Origin of the sequence: Streptomyces sp. NPDC089799 (genome assembly GCF_040684755.1) — a bacterium.
Classification (GTDB): Bacteria; Actinomycetota; Actinomycetes; order Streptomycetales; family Streptomycetaceae; genus Streptomyces.
In genome coordinates this window covers 59,562-75,877 of sequence record NZ_JBFBGR010000032.1, presented here as the reverse complement: position 1 = coordinate 75,877, position 16,316 = coordinate 59,562, and the positions used below count along the sequence as shown (strand labels likewise).

The window sequence follows — 16,316 nt, the reverse complement described above, 5'->3', positions numbered from 1 at the left end:
TCACACAGGAGCTCTCCGTGACCAAACAGGAACGCGCCGCGCGCACCCGCCACGCGCTGATCAAGTCGGCCGCCGCGGCATTCGGTTCATGCGGATACGCCGAGGCCACACTGAGCATGATCAGCGCCGGAGCAGGCGTCAGCCCCGGTGCGCTGCACTTCCACTTCGAGAACAAGGCCGCGGTCGGCCTTGCCGTGGAAGGGGCCGCGGCCCGGGCCCTGCGCGCTGTGGCCACGGACGTCTACGCCACCCGTACGTCCGCCCTGCAGGCGCTGACCGACACCTCCTACGCCCTGGCCGGGGTCCTGCGGGGGGACCAAGTGGTGCGGGCCGGCTTTCGGCTCGGCCGCGAGGCCGCCTTCGAAACCTCCTGCGACCTGCGGGCGGAGTGGCGGCGGCACGTCGGCCGGCTGCTCGCGGAGGCCGCCGCGGAGGGGGCCCTGCTGCCGGGAGTGGACCCGCGGAGCGCGGCAGCGGTGGTCGTGGCCACGACCACCGGCCTGGAGGTGCTGGGCCGGGACGACCCGGCGTGGATATCCCAGCGCTCCCTGGCGGGGGTCTGGGAGCTGGTCCTGCCCTGTATGGCGGCCGCGGAGACGCTGGACAGACTCGGGCCGCTCCCCCCGTCCTCACCCTGAGGAGCCAGCAAACAGACCAGACGGTTTGATATGCTGGTTTATGTCACCTCGCGGCAGTCGGAAACGTCGGTCGCTTCAGTCGCTCCGCGGAAGCCCGCCCCGGCGGGCTCCGGCCGGCAGCGACTGAGGGAGCAGCGACCGAAATGGTTCGGTCGCTGCTTCAGTCGCTGAACATCCCTGCAGGTCAGAGGGGGTGCGGGGGATGGTCAGCGACCCAAGCGACCCAAGTTCCGGTATATGAAGACATTCGCGCGTGCGCATTCGTGTCATAGATAGGAACCTTCAGTCGCTTCAGTCGCTGTTTGATCTTTCCTACCCGCTCTGACCTGTGATTCTTCCTCAGCGACTGAAGCAGCGACCGAAAGCCCTCGGTCGCTTTCCGCAGGACGTTCCGTCGCTGCCGAGTCGCTGTCGGTCGCTGCGGGCCCGGCCTGGCGGCGGGGAACGGGGTCCGGTGGCCCCGTCTCCCCAGGGAAGGGGTGCACGGGGGTGGGAGGGGTGGGCGGGGGCCGAAAAGGACGGGTGACTGACGCCGCCCCTGGTCTTCTCCCCCTCCGGGACTTCCCTGCGGGACTTGCGTCAACACCGCCGTCACCCGTTCGCCACGCCGGTCCGGTCCGTCCGCTTTGCCACGCCGTCCGCTAGGGTGTGACGGCCCCATAGTTGAGTTTGAGTCGCTTCGGTCGCTGTTGGAGTTGGACATGCCCTCTGAGCTGCAGGTTTCATGCAGCGACTCATGGGCTGTTCCGAACTCCCGGACCGTCTCCGTCGCTCCCGCGGGCTCCCCCTCCCCTGCCGCCGGCAGGCGGGTGGCCATATGACGGCCGTTTCCCCCACGCCCGCCCCGCACGCCGTCGCCCGCTGGTGCGCCGAGCAGGGCTGGCCGGTGCACCCGCTCGCCCCGCTGCTCAAGACCCCGCCCAAGAACTGCGTGCTGTGCCGCGCCGACGGCCACCGTGCCGCAGGATGCCCGTGCATCCCGGTCGGTCGCTGGTGCCACGGCTTCCACGCGGCCACCACCGACCCGGCGCGCATCGACGGCTGGTGGAGGCCCAACCCGGGCTTCGGCGTGGCGGTGGCCACGGGTGCGGCCGGCCTCGTGGTCGTCGACGTGGACGCGCACGACGGCGAAGTCCCGCCCAGGGACCGGATCCTGCCGGGCATCGGCATCGCGGACACCGTGGACCTGACGGGCCTCGCCAACGGCTTCCACACCCTGGCCGTGCTGGCCGCGCTGCGCGGTGCCCCGGACCCGGCCGAGGACGAGAACACCCTGCGCGTACGGACCCCCTCCGGCGGGCTGCACCTGTGGTACCGGGCCGGAGCGGGGCGCACCTGGCTGTGCTCCACCGGCTCCAGCCGCGGCCGCGCCCTCGCCTGGCAGGTCGACGTACGGGCCGAGGGCGGGTACATCGTCGCGCCCGGCACGGTGACCGAGGCGGGACGGTACGAGGCCGTGGGCCCCTGCAGGACCCCTGCAGAGCTCCCTGAGTGGCTGGCGGGGGAATTGATCCGTACGGGGCACCTGGCGCCCTCAGGGGCCCCTGAGGGCCCCTCACGGGGCGTGGAGCGGCCGGCGGCCGCCCCGGGGCCCGCTGCGCCCTCCAGGGCCCGCCAGGCCGTTCAGGCGGCCGGTGGCGGCCGGGAACGCGCGGCCGCGGTCCTGAGCACCGTCCTGGCCGAAGTCGCCGAGTGCGGACGGCAGTCCGAGGGGGCCGGTTTCTCGGAGAAGCTCAACCGGGCCGCGTACACGGTGGGCGGGCTGGTCGCCGCCGGGCACCTGGGTGCCGCCGAGGGCGAACGCGCCCTGCAGGACGTCGCCGACCACGTACGGCCCGGACAGCAGGCCAGGGCCCGGCAGATCATCGCCGGAGGCATGACCGCGGGCCAGAGCAAGCCCCTGTACACGGGAGGCCGCCGGTGACGCAGCCTCCGTTCGACTTCGAGGGGTTCGACACCTTCGACACGTACGACAGCCCTGCCACGTATGACGGCACCGCCACGTACGACGGCCCGGGCACGAGCCCGTCCGGCCCGCCGGCCCCGGCCGCTCCCCCGGGCCCGGAGCCCGTTGCGCAGGGCATCCCGCAGGGCGTCGTTCAGGGCGACTTCGACCCGGTCGCGGTCGCCCGCCAGATCCTCGCGGCCGGGCCCTCCCCGCTGCCCGCGCAGCCCCAGCCGGGCGGCTTCCCCCAGGCGACCGTCGACGGCCTGCTCCCGGACAGCCTCACCGACCGCGGCAACGCCAAGCTGTTCGTACGGCTCTACGGCCGCGACTACCGGCACGTGCCCGGACTCGGCTGGTACAAGTGGGCCGGGCACCGCTGGGAACTCGACGAGGACGACACCGTCGTCTGGGCGGCCGGAGAGATGGCCGAGCAGCTGTCGGTGCACGACCCGAGCGGCGAGTACACCACCACCAGCCTCCGCCAGCACCGCCGCCGGGCCCTGTCCACGGCCGGCATGAAGGCCATGCTGCTGCAGGCCAAGTCGGCACCCGGCATGGTCCTCAACGCCACCCAGCTGGACGCCGACCCGTACGCCCTGTGCACCCCGCGCGGCGTGGTGGACCTCCGTACCGGTCTGATGAGCGCACCGGACCCGGGCAAGCACTACCACTCGCGGGCCACCTCGGTGGCGCCCGAGCCCATCCCGATCAGGCGGTGGGAGTCGTTCCTCCGGGACACCTTCGGCGAGGACGCCGAGGGTGCGGAGATGATCAGCTTCCTGCACCTGCTGCTCGGGTACTCCATCACCGGCGACGTCGGCGCGCAGATCATGCCCTTCCTGTACGGCATGGGCAAGAACGGCAAGTCCGTGCTCCTGGACGTGATGGTGAAGCTGCTGGGCGACTACGCCGACGCGGCCCCGCCCGGCTTCCTGATGGCCAAGCCGTTCGAGGGGCACCCCACCGACCTCGCCGAACTGCACGGCCGCCGGGTCATCGTCTGCTCCGAGCTCAAGCCGGGCGACCGTTTCGACGAGGCGCGGGTCAAGCTGCTGACGGGCGGCGACCGGATCAAGGCCCGCCGGATGCGGCAGGACTTCTTCTCCTTCGACCCGACGCACAAGCTGTGGCTGCTGGGCAACCACCGGCCCGAGGTGGGTACCGGAGGCTTCGCCTTCTGGCGCCGAATGCGGCTGATTCCGTTCGAACGGGTGGTCCCCGACCACCGGAAGGTCGACAACCTGGCCGATGCGCTGGTACAGGAGGAGGGGCCGGGAATTCTCGCCTGGCTGATCGACGGCGCCCGCCGTTACCTGGGCGGCGAGAAGGACCTGACCGGACCGGGGAGGGTACGCATCGCGACGACCGCGTACGCGGAGACCGAGGACCACATGGGCCGTTTCATCGGCGAGGCGTGCGCCCTCGGGCCCGAACTGCGCGCGGAGCAGAGCCGTATGTACCAGGCGTACAGGCAGTGGTGCATCGACGAGGGGGCGAACCCCGTGACCTCCCGCGCATTCGCGGCCCGGGTCCGGGAAACCGTGGGCATGACCAGCCCGAAGCAGATGCTGACGTCCAATCAGCGCAAGTACTACCCCGGGATCGGCCTGCTGGCCGACGAGGGTGAGGAGGATGTCCGGTGAGCGCCCTCATCGAGCCCCAGCAGATCGCTCACGAATCGGAAATCATCTGGCTGGAACCGATCGAAGAGCTGGACTACGTACGCCAGTCCCTCGACCGGCTGCAGAGCCGCCGGGGCCGTCCGCCGTACCACCGCGACGGCCGGATGGTCGGCTACGCCACCCTCTCCCCCACGGCCAAGGCGTCCCGGGTCTCCGGCACCTTCCTGCGCCGCGTGTTCTGGCTGCTCCCCCACGACCGGGACCAGCAGCCCGCCGGCAGCTACGCCTCCAGCTCCCCTTCGGAGGCGATCGACCCCCGCACGCTGGCCCCGGGCGTGACGGGCCACAAGACCCAGCGCTCGGCCGGCCCCCCGTCCGCCGCGATGCGCGAACTCGGAATAACGCTCCCGGAACACTGACCGCGCCCCGCTTCGCGCGGTGCCTCTCCGGTCTCCGACCGGCACCCGGGCAGCCTGAACCTGCGGCATCCGGCCCGAATGGACAGCGGGACGTCATTGCCCTCGACGCAGGACTCCCGGTCATGGGTCCTTGAGGACCTCCCCTGATGCTTCCTTGAGCCTCGCCGAGGCCTCCCCGAGGCCTCCGCCGGGACGGCGGTGCCCGGATAGCCTGCGCGCATGATGCGGATTCAGCGGGCCGTCGGGGCGATCGTCGGGTCGGCGGTGGGTGATGCGCTGGGCGGCCCCTTCGAGTTCGGTCCCCCCGGGGCGTTCTCCGCACGGTTTCCCGTGCCCGGTGCCGGTGGCGAGATGAGCGGGGGCGGCGGGTGGGACCCCGGCGAGGCCACTGACGACACGCAGATGGCCGTGCTGGTGGCGGATTCCCTGCTGGAGCGGGGCGGCCTGGACCTGCCGGACGTCTTCGCCCGTTTCCGGCGGTGGGCGGCGGCAGGACCCAAGGACATCGGCTTGCAGACCGAAGACGTCCTGACCAACGGCATGCCCTGGGACCTCGCCGCGGCGCTCCATTTCCAGGTCAATCGGCGAGCAGCGGGGAACGGCTCCTTGATGCGGGCATCGACATCGGCGGTCTACTTCGCCCCCGCCGGCCGGGAAGCCAGCATGGACGCGGCCCGTCGCATCGCCGCGCTCACCCATGGCGACCGCGCAGCCTGGGAAGGTACGGCGATCCTCCACGAACTCATCCGCGTCACGTTCGAGGACACCGATCCCCTCACCGCGCTCCCCCACGTCCTGGCTCTGGTCCACCCCGACCACCGCGGGCGCTACGCGGCGGTCCTCGCGCCCGACTGGCACCCCGACCGGGCGACCGAGTTCAACGGTGCGGTCTGGCCCTGCCTCGGCTCCGCCGTCTGGGCCCTGCGCACGACGACCTGTTTCGAGGACGCGGTACGCGCGGCGGTCGACCTCGGCGGTGACACGGACACCGTCGCCGCGGTGACCGGAGCTCTCGCGGGGGCGTACTACGGGCCGGACGCGATCCCCGCCCCCTGGACCCGGCCGCTCCACGTCCCCCTCCCGGGCTTCGACGGCCGGGTACTGCGCCTGCCGGAACTGCTCGACCTCGCCCACCGCCTGACAGAAGCCGCCCCCCATAAACCATGATCGCCAAAACCCGGTTTTGAAACTCCGGCGGCAGTCGAAGGCCAAAGTCGGTGTTCCGCTCCGAGCACCCGGGTGGATTGGGAGGGTTGGGCAAGATCATCAAAACCGGGTTTTGAACTCCGGTGTGGATTCGGTGGTGTGAGATTCCGGCAAAAGCTCTTGACGTGCAATGCTGTCCCGGTCCGCTAGTACCGGCCCTCGGATGGTCGGGAAGCACACGGAACCTACGGAGTACCAACTCATGGCACGCATCACTGCCGTCATCAACCGCAAGGGCGGAGTCGGTAAATCGACTCTCACCGTCAACGTGGCCGCCGTCGCGGCCGAGGTCCTCGGTGAAGCCCCTCAGGGAGAGCCCGACTACGTCGTCGCCGTTTCGAGCGACCCGCAGGGCTCTGCGACCTGGTGGTCCGAGCGGGTCGGAGACGACCTGCCGTTCTCCTTCATCCAGACCAAGTCGCGCAAGGACCTCACCTACTTTCCCGACCTCAAGAAGACCCGCAAGGTCAAGCACGCGTTCATCGACACCCCCGGCTGGATGGACCTGCCGGAGGACGAGCTGGGCCGGGCCGGCGACCCGTTCGGTGACAGCGCCGCCGCCGACGCGATGCGGGCCGTACTCGCCAACGCCGACGACCTGATCATCCCCGTCGAGCCGGAACCGCTCGGCTTCATCCCGACCCAGACCACCATCGAAGAGGTCGTGAAGCCGCTCGGCCTCCCCTACTGGGTGGTGATCAACAACTGGGACCCGCGGGACGGCATCGCCGACCTGGAGGACACCCGGGCGTTCATCGAGGGCAGCGGCTGGAACCTCGCCAACACCGTGATCCGGCACTACAAGGTGCACGCCCGGGCGGCGGTCGAGGGCACCGTCGTCACGCGCTACAAGAAGAACCGGGTCGCCATGGAAGCCCGCGAGGACTTCTACAAGCTCGCCCTGGAAATCGGGGCGGGGGCCAAGCGCCGATGAGCAAGCGCACCAACTTCGCCAGCCTCATCGGCGAGAAGTCCTCGGCCTCCCCCTCGTCGGCGGAGCCGGAGGCCACGGCACCGCCGACCACGGCGCTGATGCACACCGTCGTCGGCAACCCGGGCAACCCCCGCCGGGAGGGCGAGTACAGCACCAGCGACCCGGGCTTCGAGGAGCTGATGGTCACCCTCAAGGAGGTGGGCCAGCTCCAGCCGGTGGTGGTCGTCTCCCGTGAGGTCTTCCTGCGGCTCAAGCCGGAGCACACCAAGGCGATCGGCACCGCGGACTGGGTCGTGGTGAACGGCAACCGGCGCTTCGCCGCCGCCCGTCAGCTCGGCTGGACCCGGATCGACATCAAGGTCCAGGACCACCTCGGTGACGGCAAGGGACTGCTCGACGAAGCGGTCATCATCGAGAACATCCACCGCAAGGCGATCGAGCCGTGCAAGGAGGCCGCCTTCCTCCAGAACCTGGTGGAGAGGTACGGCTCCCAGGACAAGGTCGCCGCGCGCATCGGCAAGTCGCAGATGTACGTCTCGCACCGGCTCTCCCTGCTGCGGCTCGCCCCCGAGCTGCAGCGGCGGGTGGACGCGGGGGTGTTCAAGCTGAAGGCGGCGCGCGAGCTGGCCGCCCGGACGGCCGACCACGAGGAGCAGCGGACGCAGTTCGCCGAGCTCCAGCGCCAGGCGGAGCTGCCGAAGGCCAAGCCGGCCGCCGCCACTCCCCCGGCCGAGCCCGCTCCGGCCGCCGCTGCGGCGGCCACTCCCCCGACGCCGGAACCGGCACCGGGCGCTGCCGCCGCGGCACCCGTCGCGCCGGTCACTGCCCCGAACCCGGTTCCCGAGCCCGCTGCCGCGGCCGCTCCGGCCCCGGTCGCTCCCGCGCCGACGCCGGTGCCCGAGCAGGTGTCGGCACCGGTCGTGAAGCCGCGGAGCGAGACGCCTGCGCCGGAGCCGGTGCTGCCCGGGGTGGTGCCCATACTCCCGCTGCTGGCCGAGTTGCTCGAAACGGCCGACCGGCCGGAGGACCTGGTCGCAGGTCTCGCGGAACTGACGGACGGCGACTACCGGCGGCGCCTGGCCGAACTGCTGCTGGACCAGCTGTAGGGGTCCCGAGAACAGCTGTATTCGACACACAGTTCAAAACCGGGTTTTGAAAAGCGGCGGCCCGCCGCCTCCGGAGCACCCGCTCCCGGAGGCGGCGGGCCGCCGCTCGTTGTGTGCCCTCGTCCTGCCCCTCGTGCCACTCCCCCGCCCGGTCTTCAAAACCCGGTTTTGAAGACCGGGCCGACTCCGCGATCTGTACGCCTGCGAGAGTTGGCCTCCGGTAGGTTGCGGCGCGAACTCGATTCCCTGCGAAAGAGGTCCGGTGTGAGCCGGTTGGCAGCAGACGAGGTCCCTCGACACCTGGCGGCTTCGTACGCCACGGGCTTCGGTGAGGCAGGCAGGGCCTGGCTCGCCGGGCTACCGGCTCTGGCGGCGGAGCTGCTGGAACGCTGGGACCTGGAACGGGACGGCGCTGCAGCAGCCGGGGAGGCCTCGCTGGTGCTGCCGGTACTGCTCCGCCACGGCACGCCCGCGGTCCTCAGGCTCCAGATGCCCAGAGAGGAGACCACCGCCGCGCTGATCGGCCTTCGCGCCTGGAACGGCAGAGGGATGGTGCAGCTGCTCGATCACGACCCCGTGAGCAGCAGCATGCTCCTGGAGCGGCTGGACGGAGCCCGCACCCTCGCCTCGATCAGCGACGACGACACGGCGATGAGCACCCTCGCCGGACTTCTTGCGCGGCTGGTCGCAGTGCCCGCGCCGCAAGGACTGCGCAGTCTCGGCGACATCGCCTCCGAGATGCTGGAGCAGGTCCCACGGGCCATCACGCATCTGGCCGACCCGGCCGACCGCCGGCTCCTGCGGAGCTGGGCATCGGCGGTGGCGGAGCTGGCCGGTGAGCCCGGGGACGGGATGCTGCACTGGGACCTGCACTACGACAACGTCCTCGCCGCACAGCGCGAGCCGTGGATCGCCATCGATCCCGAGCCGCTCGCCGGCGACCCGGGATTCGATCTGTGGCCCGCCCTGGACAGCAGGTGGGACGACGTCGTCGCGAAGGGCGACAGCCTGCGCATCGTGCAGCGCCGCTTCGACCTGCTCACCGATGTCCTCGGCCTGGACCGCGCACGCGCGACCGGCTGGACCCTGGGACGGCTGCTGCAGAACTCACTCTGGGACATCGAGGACGGCGCGACCCGGCTCGCCCCGTCCTCCGTCACCGTCGCCGAATCGCTGTGCACCCGGTAACCCCGACCTCCGACCTGTTTTTCAAAACCGGGTTTTGAAGCCGGCCGCCTTAGAAGCTGAAGTCCACGTAGTCGATGTCCGTGAACTCCACCAGCAAGCCCTGGGCGCGGGCGCCGCCGTCCTTGAAGTACAGCTCCTGGAGGCCCTCGGCGGCGATGTGCCGGAGCCGGTCCTCGGCGGCACCGGCCGCCTGGGCGGCGAAGAGGCGTTCGGCGTACTCCGGGGGCAGGTGCTGGGTGATGCGGCGCATCCGGCCGTCGTCGGTGCTTCCAGGGGCTGCGGTGAAGCCGAACCGGGCTCGGGTCTCGATGACCATGCCGGTCGTACGGGCGGCCGTGTCGCGCGCCCGCTTGCGGACCACCGGCTGCCAGCGGCGCCGTACCTCGGCCTCCAGCCGGGCCGCGAGCGCCGGCTTGGGCTGCCTGATCCGGTCCTTGACGTAGCGCTCGACGGTGCGCTGGGAGATGCCCAGCAGTGTGGCGGCCGCTCGGGTCGACTTGAGCTGTCTGACGAGGAACCGCATCCGCGCCCCGGCCGACTTGGGGATCGGCCGGGTGAAGTGCTGCTCGTCGGCTCGGGTGAGGCTGTCGCTGATCTCGGGCATGGGTGTCCGTTACTCCCCGTCGGCCGCGGCGTCGTGGCCCTTGATGTGCCGGGCCGGGTTGTGGCCCTGGTCGAGCAGCTGGACCGCCCACAGCATCGGCTGGGTGCCCTCGTGCTTGACCATGCCCGGGCCGACCCCGAGCCGGAACCCGCCGGGCAGCGGCTTGCCATCGGGGGTCCGCGGGAGAAAGTCGAGCGGGCTCGGCCCGTCGGACAGGTACACCGCGCAGTCGGAGAGGACCGCCACGGGGTACAGGCCGGCGGCGTTGGCCAGCTTGTTCATCTTGCGGTGCATGTTGACCCGGGCCGTGGCGATCACGGCGGCGCGGATGTCGGGCCGCCAGGTGGGCCGTTCCAACGCGGGCCAGGGTTCGCCCGGCCGGTACGCGGCCCCCTGCGGGCGTTCCCGCAGCTTGCCGATGCCGCCCTTGACGGTGGCCTTGATCGCGGAGAGGACCGCGGCCCGGACCGGGTCCTTCGCCTTGTGGATCTCCATGGCGTCCAGGAACTCGGCCTCGGACAGCGCGGCGGTGACCCCGAGGTCGGCCATGGTGGCCAGGTACGCGTCGCGCAGCCGCCCGTACCAGGGGTCCAGGTACGGGCCGTGCTCGGGGCGGACCCAGGCGTCGAGGGGGCGGACTTCGTGGCCGAGCTCGGCGGCGTAGGCGAGGGTCGGGGTCGCGTACCAGGCCGGGCCGGTGGGCGGGCGGCCGTCCGGGGTGAACGGACTGGGCAGCCGGGGGTCGAGTTCGATGCCGGAAAGGTCGGCCAGCCAGCACCCGGGGAGCTTCGGGTTCAAAACCGGGTTTTGAAGACGGACGGCCGGCCCGGTGCCGACGGTGAGCCGGTTGGCCGCGGCGGCGAAGGCCATGTTGACGTCCACGCCGACGGCGTGGGTGCGCGCGCACTCGGCGTCCGTGAGGAGTTCGGGGTCGCGGATCCAGTCGTACGCCTCCTCGTCGAGCACCTCGTCGGGCGTACGCCGGTGGCCGCGCGGGTACAGGGCGGCGACGACCGGGTGTTCGTCCGGGGCCTCCGGAGGGGCGGGGTCGACCGCGCGGGTGAGCGAGCCGGCTACGGCGGCCGGCACCCAGGCACCGCTCTCGGGGTCCTTGGCGGCACGGGTCGGCGGCCGCAGGGCGGTCATCAGCTCCAGTCCGGTGACGGCGGTGGAGCCGCGCGGGGTCAGCACCCGGCCGGCGTAGGTGGTGAGCAGGTCGGCGAGCTCGGGCGCGGGCAGGCCGGCGGTGTGCTCGCCCCAGGCCCGGGGGTCGAGCGCCCCCCAGGGGAGCACCGCGAGCTGCACGCACTGTCGGCCGGCGGTGGGGGAGGCGGGCCGGTAGATGCGGGGCCACGGGCCGAACCCGCGCCGGGTCAGCTGCCACTTGGCCTTGGTCAGCTGCCTGACGACCGGGTGGTTGTCGGGGAGGCGCAGGCCCCGGCGGTCCTCCAGGACCAGCGGCAGCCCGAGGGCCTCGGTGGCGGCCTCGGTGAGCACCAGCAGCGGGTCGCCGTCACGGCCGTTGGGGTGCAGGCGGGGGGAGCGGAGACCGGCCTCGGTGAGTGCCCAGGTGAGGAGGGCGGGGAGGTCGGCGGCCGGGTGCTGGAGGACCAGCCCGCCGACGGCATGGGCCTGGCCGGTGCCGTCGAGCACGGCGAGGGGTCCGTGGCCGGTGCCGGTGCCGGTGCCGGTGCCCGTGCGGCTGCCGGTGCCACTGCCGGTGCCGGGTCCGCGCTCGTGTGCGTGCGTGTGTGAGTGCCGGTCGGGGACAGTACGACGGGCCCGGGGCCGGGCGGGTTCGGGGGTGTGGTCCGGCTGGGGTTCCGGCTCGGGATCCTGCCCCGGCTCCCGTTCGGGTGCCGTCTCCGCCTCAGGTTCGCTTGTGGCAGCGGGCGCCGGAGCGAGTGGCCCTGCCGGGTCCGGGGGAGCGGCGGGGGACGTGGTCGCGCTCCCGCGAGGCGGCTCGGGCGCGGCAACGGGTGCGGACGCGGACTTGGGCTCGGATGCGGGCTCGGATGCGGGCTCGGGTCCGGACCCGGACTCGGGCACCTGCTCCCGCTCTTGCTCAGACTCCGGATCCGCAGGGTGGAGCTCGGCCAGGCCGTCCAGCAGGCGCAGGTACGCGGCTCGCTTCGGCGGTCGGGGGTCCGTACGGCCGGACTCCCAGGAGGTCACCGTTTCCCGGCGCACCGAGAGGGCCCGCGCGACCTGGTCCTGGCTGAGACCGGCAGCTTCCCGCAGCCGCTTGCGCTCGTCGGGCGCGGGCAGCGCGTCCTTGCCCGCGGTCTGGGCCAGCAGCGCGTCGACCGCCGCGAACAGGGTGTCTTGCTCGTGGTGCATGGGGACCTCCGAGGGCGAGCCTAGGCCAATCGCACCTCAGAACGCACACGGAACACACAGGCATGGATCCCGGGCATGAAAAAAACCAGTCGGCTGGTATGTTCCAATGCGCAGGGATGCAATCAGATCTGCTCCGAGGGGGATGCGATGGCGATGGCGACGTCGAGCAGGACAACGCCAGGGCAGGGCACGGAGGAACGGGTGCTGGTCACGGGCGCTTCCGGTTTCGTCGGCACACACGTGGTCGAACGACTGGTCGCGCAAGGGGTGCCGCTGCGGGTGCTGCTCCGCGACCGGGAACTTCCGGAGCTGCCCGGGGTGGAAGTCGTACGGGGCGACCTGACGAAGCCGGAAACACTGCACGGACTCTGCGAGGGGACAGGAGTCCTGCTGCACCTGGCGGCTCGGATCGGTGGCTCGGAGGAAGACTGCCGGGCCGTCAACGAGACCGGCACGCGCGTTCTGCTCGCCGAGGCAGAACGTGCCGGAGTGCGCCGGATCGTCCAGCTCGGCACGGCGGCCGTGTACCGGGACGGGGCCCACCGTGGTGCGGCGGAAGGCGAACTCGCCGAGGAGCCCGGCTCGGTGACCAGCGCCACCCGGCTGGCGGGGGAGAGGCTCGTACTCGCCGCGGGCGGCACCGTGGTGCGACCGCACCTGGTGTACGGACGCGGCGACCGCTGGGTCGTGCCCGAGCTGGTACGGATGCTCACCCTGCTGCCCCGCTGGGTGGAGGGCGGCAGGGCTCGAATGTCCATGATCTCGGTGGACGCCCTGGCAGGAGCCCTGTCGGAACTCGCCCTACGCGCCGACGGCACCGGCGGTGGGACGACACGGACAGCAGGGACAGGAACGACAGCAACGACAGCAACGACGACGGCCAGGACGGCGACTACAGGAAATGTGCTCCACGCGGCACACCCCGAACCGGTGACCGCGCGCGAACTGGTGGAAACGATCGCCGGCGCGCTCGGCCTGCCCCTCCCGGAGGGCGACACCGACCTGGCGGGCGCTCTGGAACTCGTGGGCGCAGCACCGGCAGTGGGGGAGGGGAAGCACCTCCCGGACAGTACGACCCAGGCCACCCAGGCCACCCGGGCAGCCCGCCTGCGCCGACTGCTGTCCTTGCTGACGGTCGACCACTGGTACGACAGCACCACGTTGTGGGCCGAACTCCAAGGCGGCCCCGGCCCCGGCCCGCGCTTCGCCGAGGCATTCGGGGCGTACGCACCCTGGTACCGGGAGCAGCGGGAGCAGCGGTAGCAGCAACCGGTGCCCCGCTGCTGACTTGTTCTTGTCCGCGGCGAAGTGCGGACCGTACGTCCCAGGGGCCAGCCCCTGGACCCCGCCAGCGCCTGGCCGCGCTGGACCGGCCGCAGCATGGGGGGCTGCTCGCCCCCCAGACCCCCTCGCCAGGCGCTTTGGCGCCCTGGACCCGCCCGCCCTCATGCCCTGCCCCGGCTCCCTGACGGTCGCCGGGGCACCGATCGGGCGCAGGGCGCCCTCACTGGGCACGAGGGACTGCGACGGACATGGCCGGTGTGGTCCCGGGGCCGGGGATGGGGTGGTGCCCCGATCGATCGGCAGATGTGTCGCCCGGGGCACAGGTGCGGTGGCTGATGCCGGAACGGGGCGGGGCGGTGCTGCTGCTGCCGTTCATGTCGCATTGGCTGTTGCCGCCGGGCGCAGGCGGCCCGGGACGGCCCGGAGCCGCCCGAGCAGGCCCTCATCGGGTTGCTCTTTAGGAAGAGGCCGCGGCCGACACACGCCTTCTGACCTGCGGTTATCTCCGAGGGAGTGTGTCCCCCAGGACACATTTGGGGTCGCGAAATGTGTACCTGGCGAGCACATTTCGCGAAAAACTCAAGCAGGCGTGTACTTTTCCACGGCGCTGGACCGCCATGGAACGCCGCAGGTCGGAAGCCTGGGCAAGCGGGCGTACGGGGGCGGATGCGCACGCGCGGACCTCTCGAAATGTGCGCCCATCACGTCAACAAAAATCAAGCAGTCGTGGACTTCCGGCCCTTCGGGCCGAAAAAACTTCACGTGGCGTGGACTTCCGGCGCCTTGTTCGAACACTCCGGGGATCCGCTGCTCGTCTACCGCTCCTCCGGCGCGCCACCGCGTCAAAAGACAAGCACACGTTGATTTTTTGGATAGTCTCGGACTGCCTGAGTAGCAAGGGGGTCCTGTGACATCTGATCCGCCCGCACGTCGTCGACACAGCGGGCCCCGACCCGTACCCGCGGTGCCGGCCCCGGCCGCCGCCGGGGACGACGCCGAGTTCGGGGACATCCTGGCCGTGCTCGGCCGACAGCTGGGGGAGCAGGTCGCACAGACCACCGACCCCGGCGGCCGCCGCCGGCTCACCGGAGTTCATTTCGAGTACGCCGCCGACCCCAGAGCCGTCCACGACATGGCCGGGGACTCGGGCTACAGTCTGGCCAGCAACTGGTTCACACAGCTGCTGGCTCAGCTGGCCGTCGCGAACAGCATCACCAAGTCCCAGCTGTGCGTCTTCCTGTTCGTGGCCGGGGGACAGCTGCCGGGCACCGGCATCACCCAGTACACGCAGCAGGAGATCACCGACGGGCTCAACAGGATCGCCGCGCAGAAGGGCGGCAAGATGATCACGCGCTCGACGGTCAACCGCGCCATCCAGGCGCTGTGCGGCTACAACTGGGTGGAGAAGGCGGGCAACGGCCGGATCCAGATCAACGTGCGCCTGTGGTTCCACGGCAACAGCACGGCCCAGCACGAAGTGCTCGCGGAAATCGCCGACCGGCACGACCGTGACACCGGCGCGTTCCCGTACGCGGTGGGGCCCGAGGGCGCCCATCAGGAGGAGCTGGACCTCGGTATCGATCCGGGAACCGGCTACCGCGGAAGGAGACGTACCGGATGATGGTGCCGTCCTGCCCCTCCACGGGCGTCGGCTTTCGAGGAAGGCTGTCCCATGGCTAACGTCATGTCTCCGATCGTCGCCGAGCGCATCTGGGCCCTGCCGCTGTCGGGGTCCGCCGTCAAGTTCCTCCAGTACCTGGTCTCCCGCAGCGACTTCGGCGGCACGCTGCCGGTCCGGCAGAAGGACATGGCGGCCGAGTACGGAGTCACGCCGCAGGCGGTCAGCGGACTCATGGCGCCACTGTGCGACCTGAACATCGTGCTGCGCCCGCGCAGCGAGGGGCGGAACGGCAACTCGTACCGGCTCCACCCGCTGGCGGCGAAGTACGAGACCCCGGAGGACATGGAGGCGGCGTTCCGGTCGGCGCTCGGCCGCATCAAGGCGGGCGACCTGCCCAACCTGAAGCTGCCGACGTACCACCAGGCCCCGCCCACCCCGGCGGGCCGCCCGAAGCTCCAGGTCGCCTGACCGGGGACGACCCGGCACCGGCAGTCGGCGGACGGGGCAGCCGGACAGAACCCGCGGCGGAACCCCGCCGGACAAGACAGAAGGCCCTCCACGACGAGTGGGGGGCCTTCCGCGCCTGAGTAACTGTTGCCCCCAGCATATCGGCCACGTACCGGTCGGCGCAGCGATTCACGCCGGTCCGGGGATCAGCTGGTGACGTGGAACTCGTTCCCGGCGGCGTCGAGGAACTCGCCGGGTTCCCGGTCGTGACGGGTGACCTCCAGGCGGAGCCTGTTCCGCGCCGTCTTCGGTGCCGCGGGCGGACCCATCACCAGTGAGACCGCGCTGGTGGGGCTCCGGCGGAGCCGGAAGCCCCAGTCGTGGGACTCGACGGCATGCCAGTCGGCCTGGGAGGGCCAGAACGCCTGCTGCGCGTGGCGTTCCTCCTCGGTGACGTCGAGGCAGATCGCGACGAGACCGGAGTCGGCGAGCACGCCCGGGTGACCGGGGCGCAGCACGCAGAACTCGTTGCCCTCCGGATCGGCCAGTACGTCCCACGGGACGTCCCCCTGCCCGATGTCGACCCGCGTCGCGCCGAGGTCGAGCAGGCGCGCCACCTCGGCCTCCGGGTCCGGCCCCGCGGCCAGATCGAGGTGGAGTCGGTTCTTGTGCGCCGTCTTCGGCGTCGCCGTCGGTACGAAGCGAAGCCGGAGCCCGCCCGTCCGGCCCTGCGTCGCGTCCCGCCAGAAGCGGTCCATGCGCGCGACGTCCAGCGCGTCGATCACGATCCCGGTCAGCATCCGGTCCCCCCAAGCGTCGAATCGGTCGCCGTGCCCCGCAGGTCGCCCGGAACGCGACCCCCGTACGCATCCCGAACACCCTGCCGACCAAGATCGCCGGGCACAAGACCCGCAGCCCGGCTCGTTCCGGCTCGTTCCGGCTCGTTCCGGCTCGTTCAG

14 protein-coding genes are annotated in these 16,316 nt (G+C 71.5%); 11 read left to right on the top strand and 3 right to left on the bottom strand.

What is annotated here, in order from left to right; genetic code table 11:
* Window positions 1-17: 17 nt before the first annotated feature.
* The 8 genes from AB0O36_RS28795 to AB0O36_RS28760 all read left to right on the top strand — a co-directional run bounded on the left by AB0O36_RS28795 (window position 18) and on the right by AB0O36_RS28760 (window position 9,061).
* Complete coding sequence (locus AB0O36_RS28795; protein WP_365115229.1) at window positions 18-638, top strand: ScbR family autoregulator-binding transcription factor; 621 nt, start codon at window positions 18-20, stop codon at window positions 636-638.
* Window positions 639-1,455: 817 nt separating this feature from the next.
* Window positions 1,456-2,562, top strand: coding sequence for a bifunctional DNA primase/polymerase (locus AB0O36_RS28790; RefSeq protein ID WP_365115227.1), 1,107 nt, complete (start codon window positions 1,456-1,458; stop codon window positions 2,560-2,562).
* Window positions 2,563-2,774: 212 nt separating this feature from the next.
* Window positions 2,775-4,229 (top strand): phage/plasmid primase, P4 family, encoded by a 1,455-nt coding sequence (locus AB0O36_RS28785; RefSeq protein ID WP_365115258.1) that lies wholly within the window; start codon window positions 2,775-2,777, stop codon window positions 4,227-4,229.
* On the top strand, window positions 4,226-4,627 hold the full coding sequence (locus AB0O36_RS28780) for a DUF6009 family protein (RefSeq protein ID WP_365115226.1): 402 nt from the start codon (window positions 4,226-4,228) through the stop codon (window positions 4,625-4,627). The genes AB0O36_RS28785 and AB0O36_RS28780 overlap by 4 nt, the downstream gene beginning before the upstream one ends.
* Before the next feature lie 219 nt (window positions 4,628-4,846).
* Complete coding sequence (locus AB0O36_RS28775; protein ID WP_365115225.1) at window positions 4,847-5,794, top strand: ADP-ribosylglycohydrolase family protein; 948 nt, start codon at window positions 4,847-4,849, stop codon at window positions 5,792-5,794.
* Between the two features lie 241 nt (window positions 5,795-6,035).
* The gene (locus AB0O36_RS28770) at window positions 6,036-6,767 is read left to right on the top strand and encodes a ParA family protein (protein WP_365115223.1); all 732 of its coding nucleotides are present in this window, start codon (window positions 6,036-6,038) and stop codon (window positions 6,765-6,767) included.
* Window positions 6,764-7,873 (top strand): ParB/RepB/Spo0J family partition protein, encoded by a 1,110-nt coding sequence (locus AB0O36_RS28765; protein WP_365115222.1) that lies wholly within the window; start codon window positions 6,764-6,766, stop codon window positions 7,871-7,873. The genes AB0O36_RS28770 and AB0O36_RS28765 overlap by 4 nt, the downstream gene beginning before the upstream one ends.
* A 264-nt stretch (window positions 7,874-8,137) precedes the next feature.
* The gene (locus tag AB0O36_RS28760) at window positions 8,138-9,061 is read left to right on the top strand and encodes an aminoglycoside phosphotransferase family protein (RefSeq protein WP_365115220.1); all 924 of its coding nucleotides are present in this window, start codon (window positions 8,138-8,140) and stop codon (window positions 9,059-9,061) included.
* Window positions 9,062-9,110: 49 nt separating this feature from the next.
* On the opposite strand, the gene AB0O36_RS28755 is transcribed toward AB0O36_RS28760, so the two are convergent.
* Window positions 9,111-9,665 carry an XRE family transcriptional regulator gene (locus AB0O36_RS28755; RefSeq protein WP_365115219.1) on the bottom strand — a complete coding sequence of 185 codons (555 nt, stop codon included), beginning with the start codon at window positions 9,663-9,665 and terminating at the stop codon, window positions 9,111-9,113.
* A 9-nt stretch (window positions 9,666-9,674) separates the two neighbouring features.
* A complete protein-coding gene (locus AB0O36_RS28750) occupies window positions 9,675-12,005 on the bottom strand; it encodes a helix-turn-helix domain-containing protein (RefSeq protein WP_365115218.1) in 2,331 nt (776 codons plus the stop codon).
* A gap of 201 nt (window positions 12,006-12,206) precedes the next feature.
* Here AB0O36_RS28750 and AB0O36_RS28745 point away from each other — a divergent pair, with 201 nt between their 5' ends.
* The 3 genes from AB0O36_RS28745 (at window position 12,207) to AB0O36_RS28735 (ending at window position 15,378) form a co-directional block, all read left to right on the top strand.
* Complete coding sequence (locus AB0O36_RS28745) at window positions 12,207-13,268, top strand: NAD(P)-dependent oxidoreductase (RefSeq protein ID WP_365115216.1); 1,062 nt, start codon at window positions 12,207-12,209, stop codon at window positions 13,266-13,268.
* Window positions 13,269-14,196: 928 nt separating this feature from the next.
* Window positions 14,197-14,910: a hypothetical protein gene (locus AB0O36_RS28740; protein WP_365115215.1), complete on the top strand. Its 714-nt coding sequence runs from the start codon at window positions 14,197-14,199 to the stop codon at window positions 14,908-14,910.
* A gap of 51 nt (window positions 14,911-14,961) precedes the next feature.
* Window positions 14,962-15,378 (top strand): hypothetical protein, encoded by a 417-nt coding sequence (locus AB0O36_RS28735; RefSeq protein WP_365115214.1) that lies wholly within the window; start codon window positions 14,962-14,964, stop codon window positions 15,376-15,378.
* 185 nt (window positions 15,379-15,563) lie between these two features.
* Here the strand turns inward: AB0O36_RS28735 and AB0O36_RS28730 are convergent, their stop codons facing one another.
* A complete protein-coding gene (locus AB0O36_RS28730; RefSeq protein WP_365115213.1) occupies window positions 15,564-16,157 on the bottom strand; it encodes a VOC family protein in 594 nt (197 codons plus the stop codon).
* Window positions 16,158-16,316: the final 159 nt, after the last annotated feature.

What these genes read in the sequence shown, in the direction of transcription:
- AB0O36_RS28735 (WP_365115214.1), top strand. Translation starts at nt 14,962, where the DNA reads ATGGCTAACGTCATGTCTCCGATCGTCGCCGAGCGCATCTGGGCCCTG.
- AB0O36_RS28765 (WP_365115222.1), top strand. Translation starts at nt 6,764, where the DNA reads ATGAGCAAGCGCACCAACTTCGCCAGCCTCATCGGCGAGAAGTCCTCG.
- AB0O36_RS28755 (WP_365115219.1), bottom strand. Translation starts at nt 9,665, where the DNA reads ATGCCCGAGATCAGCGACAGCCTCACCCGAGCCGACGAGCAGCACTTC.
- AB0O36_RS28730 (WP_365115213.1), bottom strand. Translation starts at nt 16,157, where the DNA reads ATGCTGACCGGGATCGTGATCGACGCGCTGGACGTCGCGCGCATGGAC.
- AB0O36_RS28750 (WP_365115218.1), bottom strand. Translation starts at nt 12,005, where the DNA reads ATGCACCACGAGCAAGACACCCTGTTCGCGGCGGTCGACGCGCTGCTG.
- AB0O36_RS28770 (WP_365115223.1), top strand. Translation starts at nt 6,036, where the DNA reads ATGGCACGCATCACTGCCGTCATCAACCGCAAGGGCGGAGTCGGTAAA.
- AB0O36_RS28790 (WP_365115227.1), top strand. Translation starts at nt 1,456, where the DNA reads ATGACGGCCGTTTCCCCCACGCCCGCCCCGCACGCCGTCGCCCGCTGG.
- AB0O36_RS28775 (WP_365115225.1), top strand. Translation starts at nt 4,847, where the DNA reads ATGATGCGGATTCAGCGGGCCGTCGGGGCGATCGTCGGGTCGGCGGTG.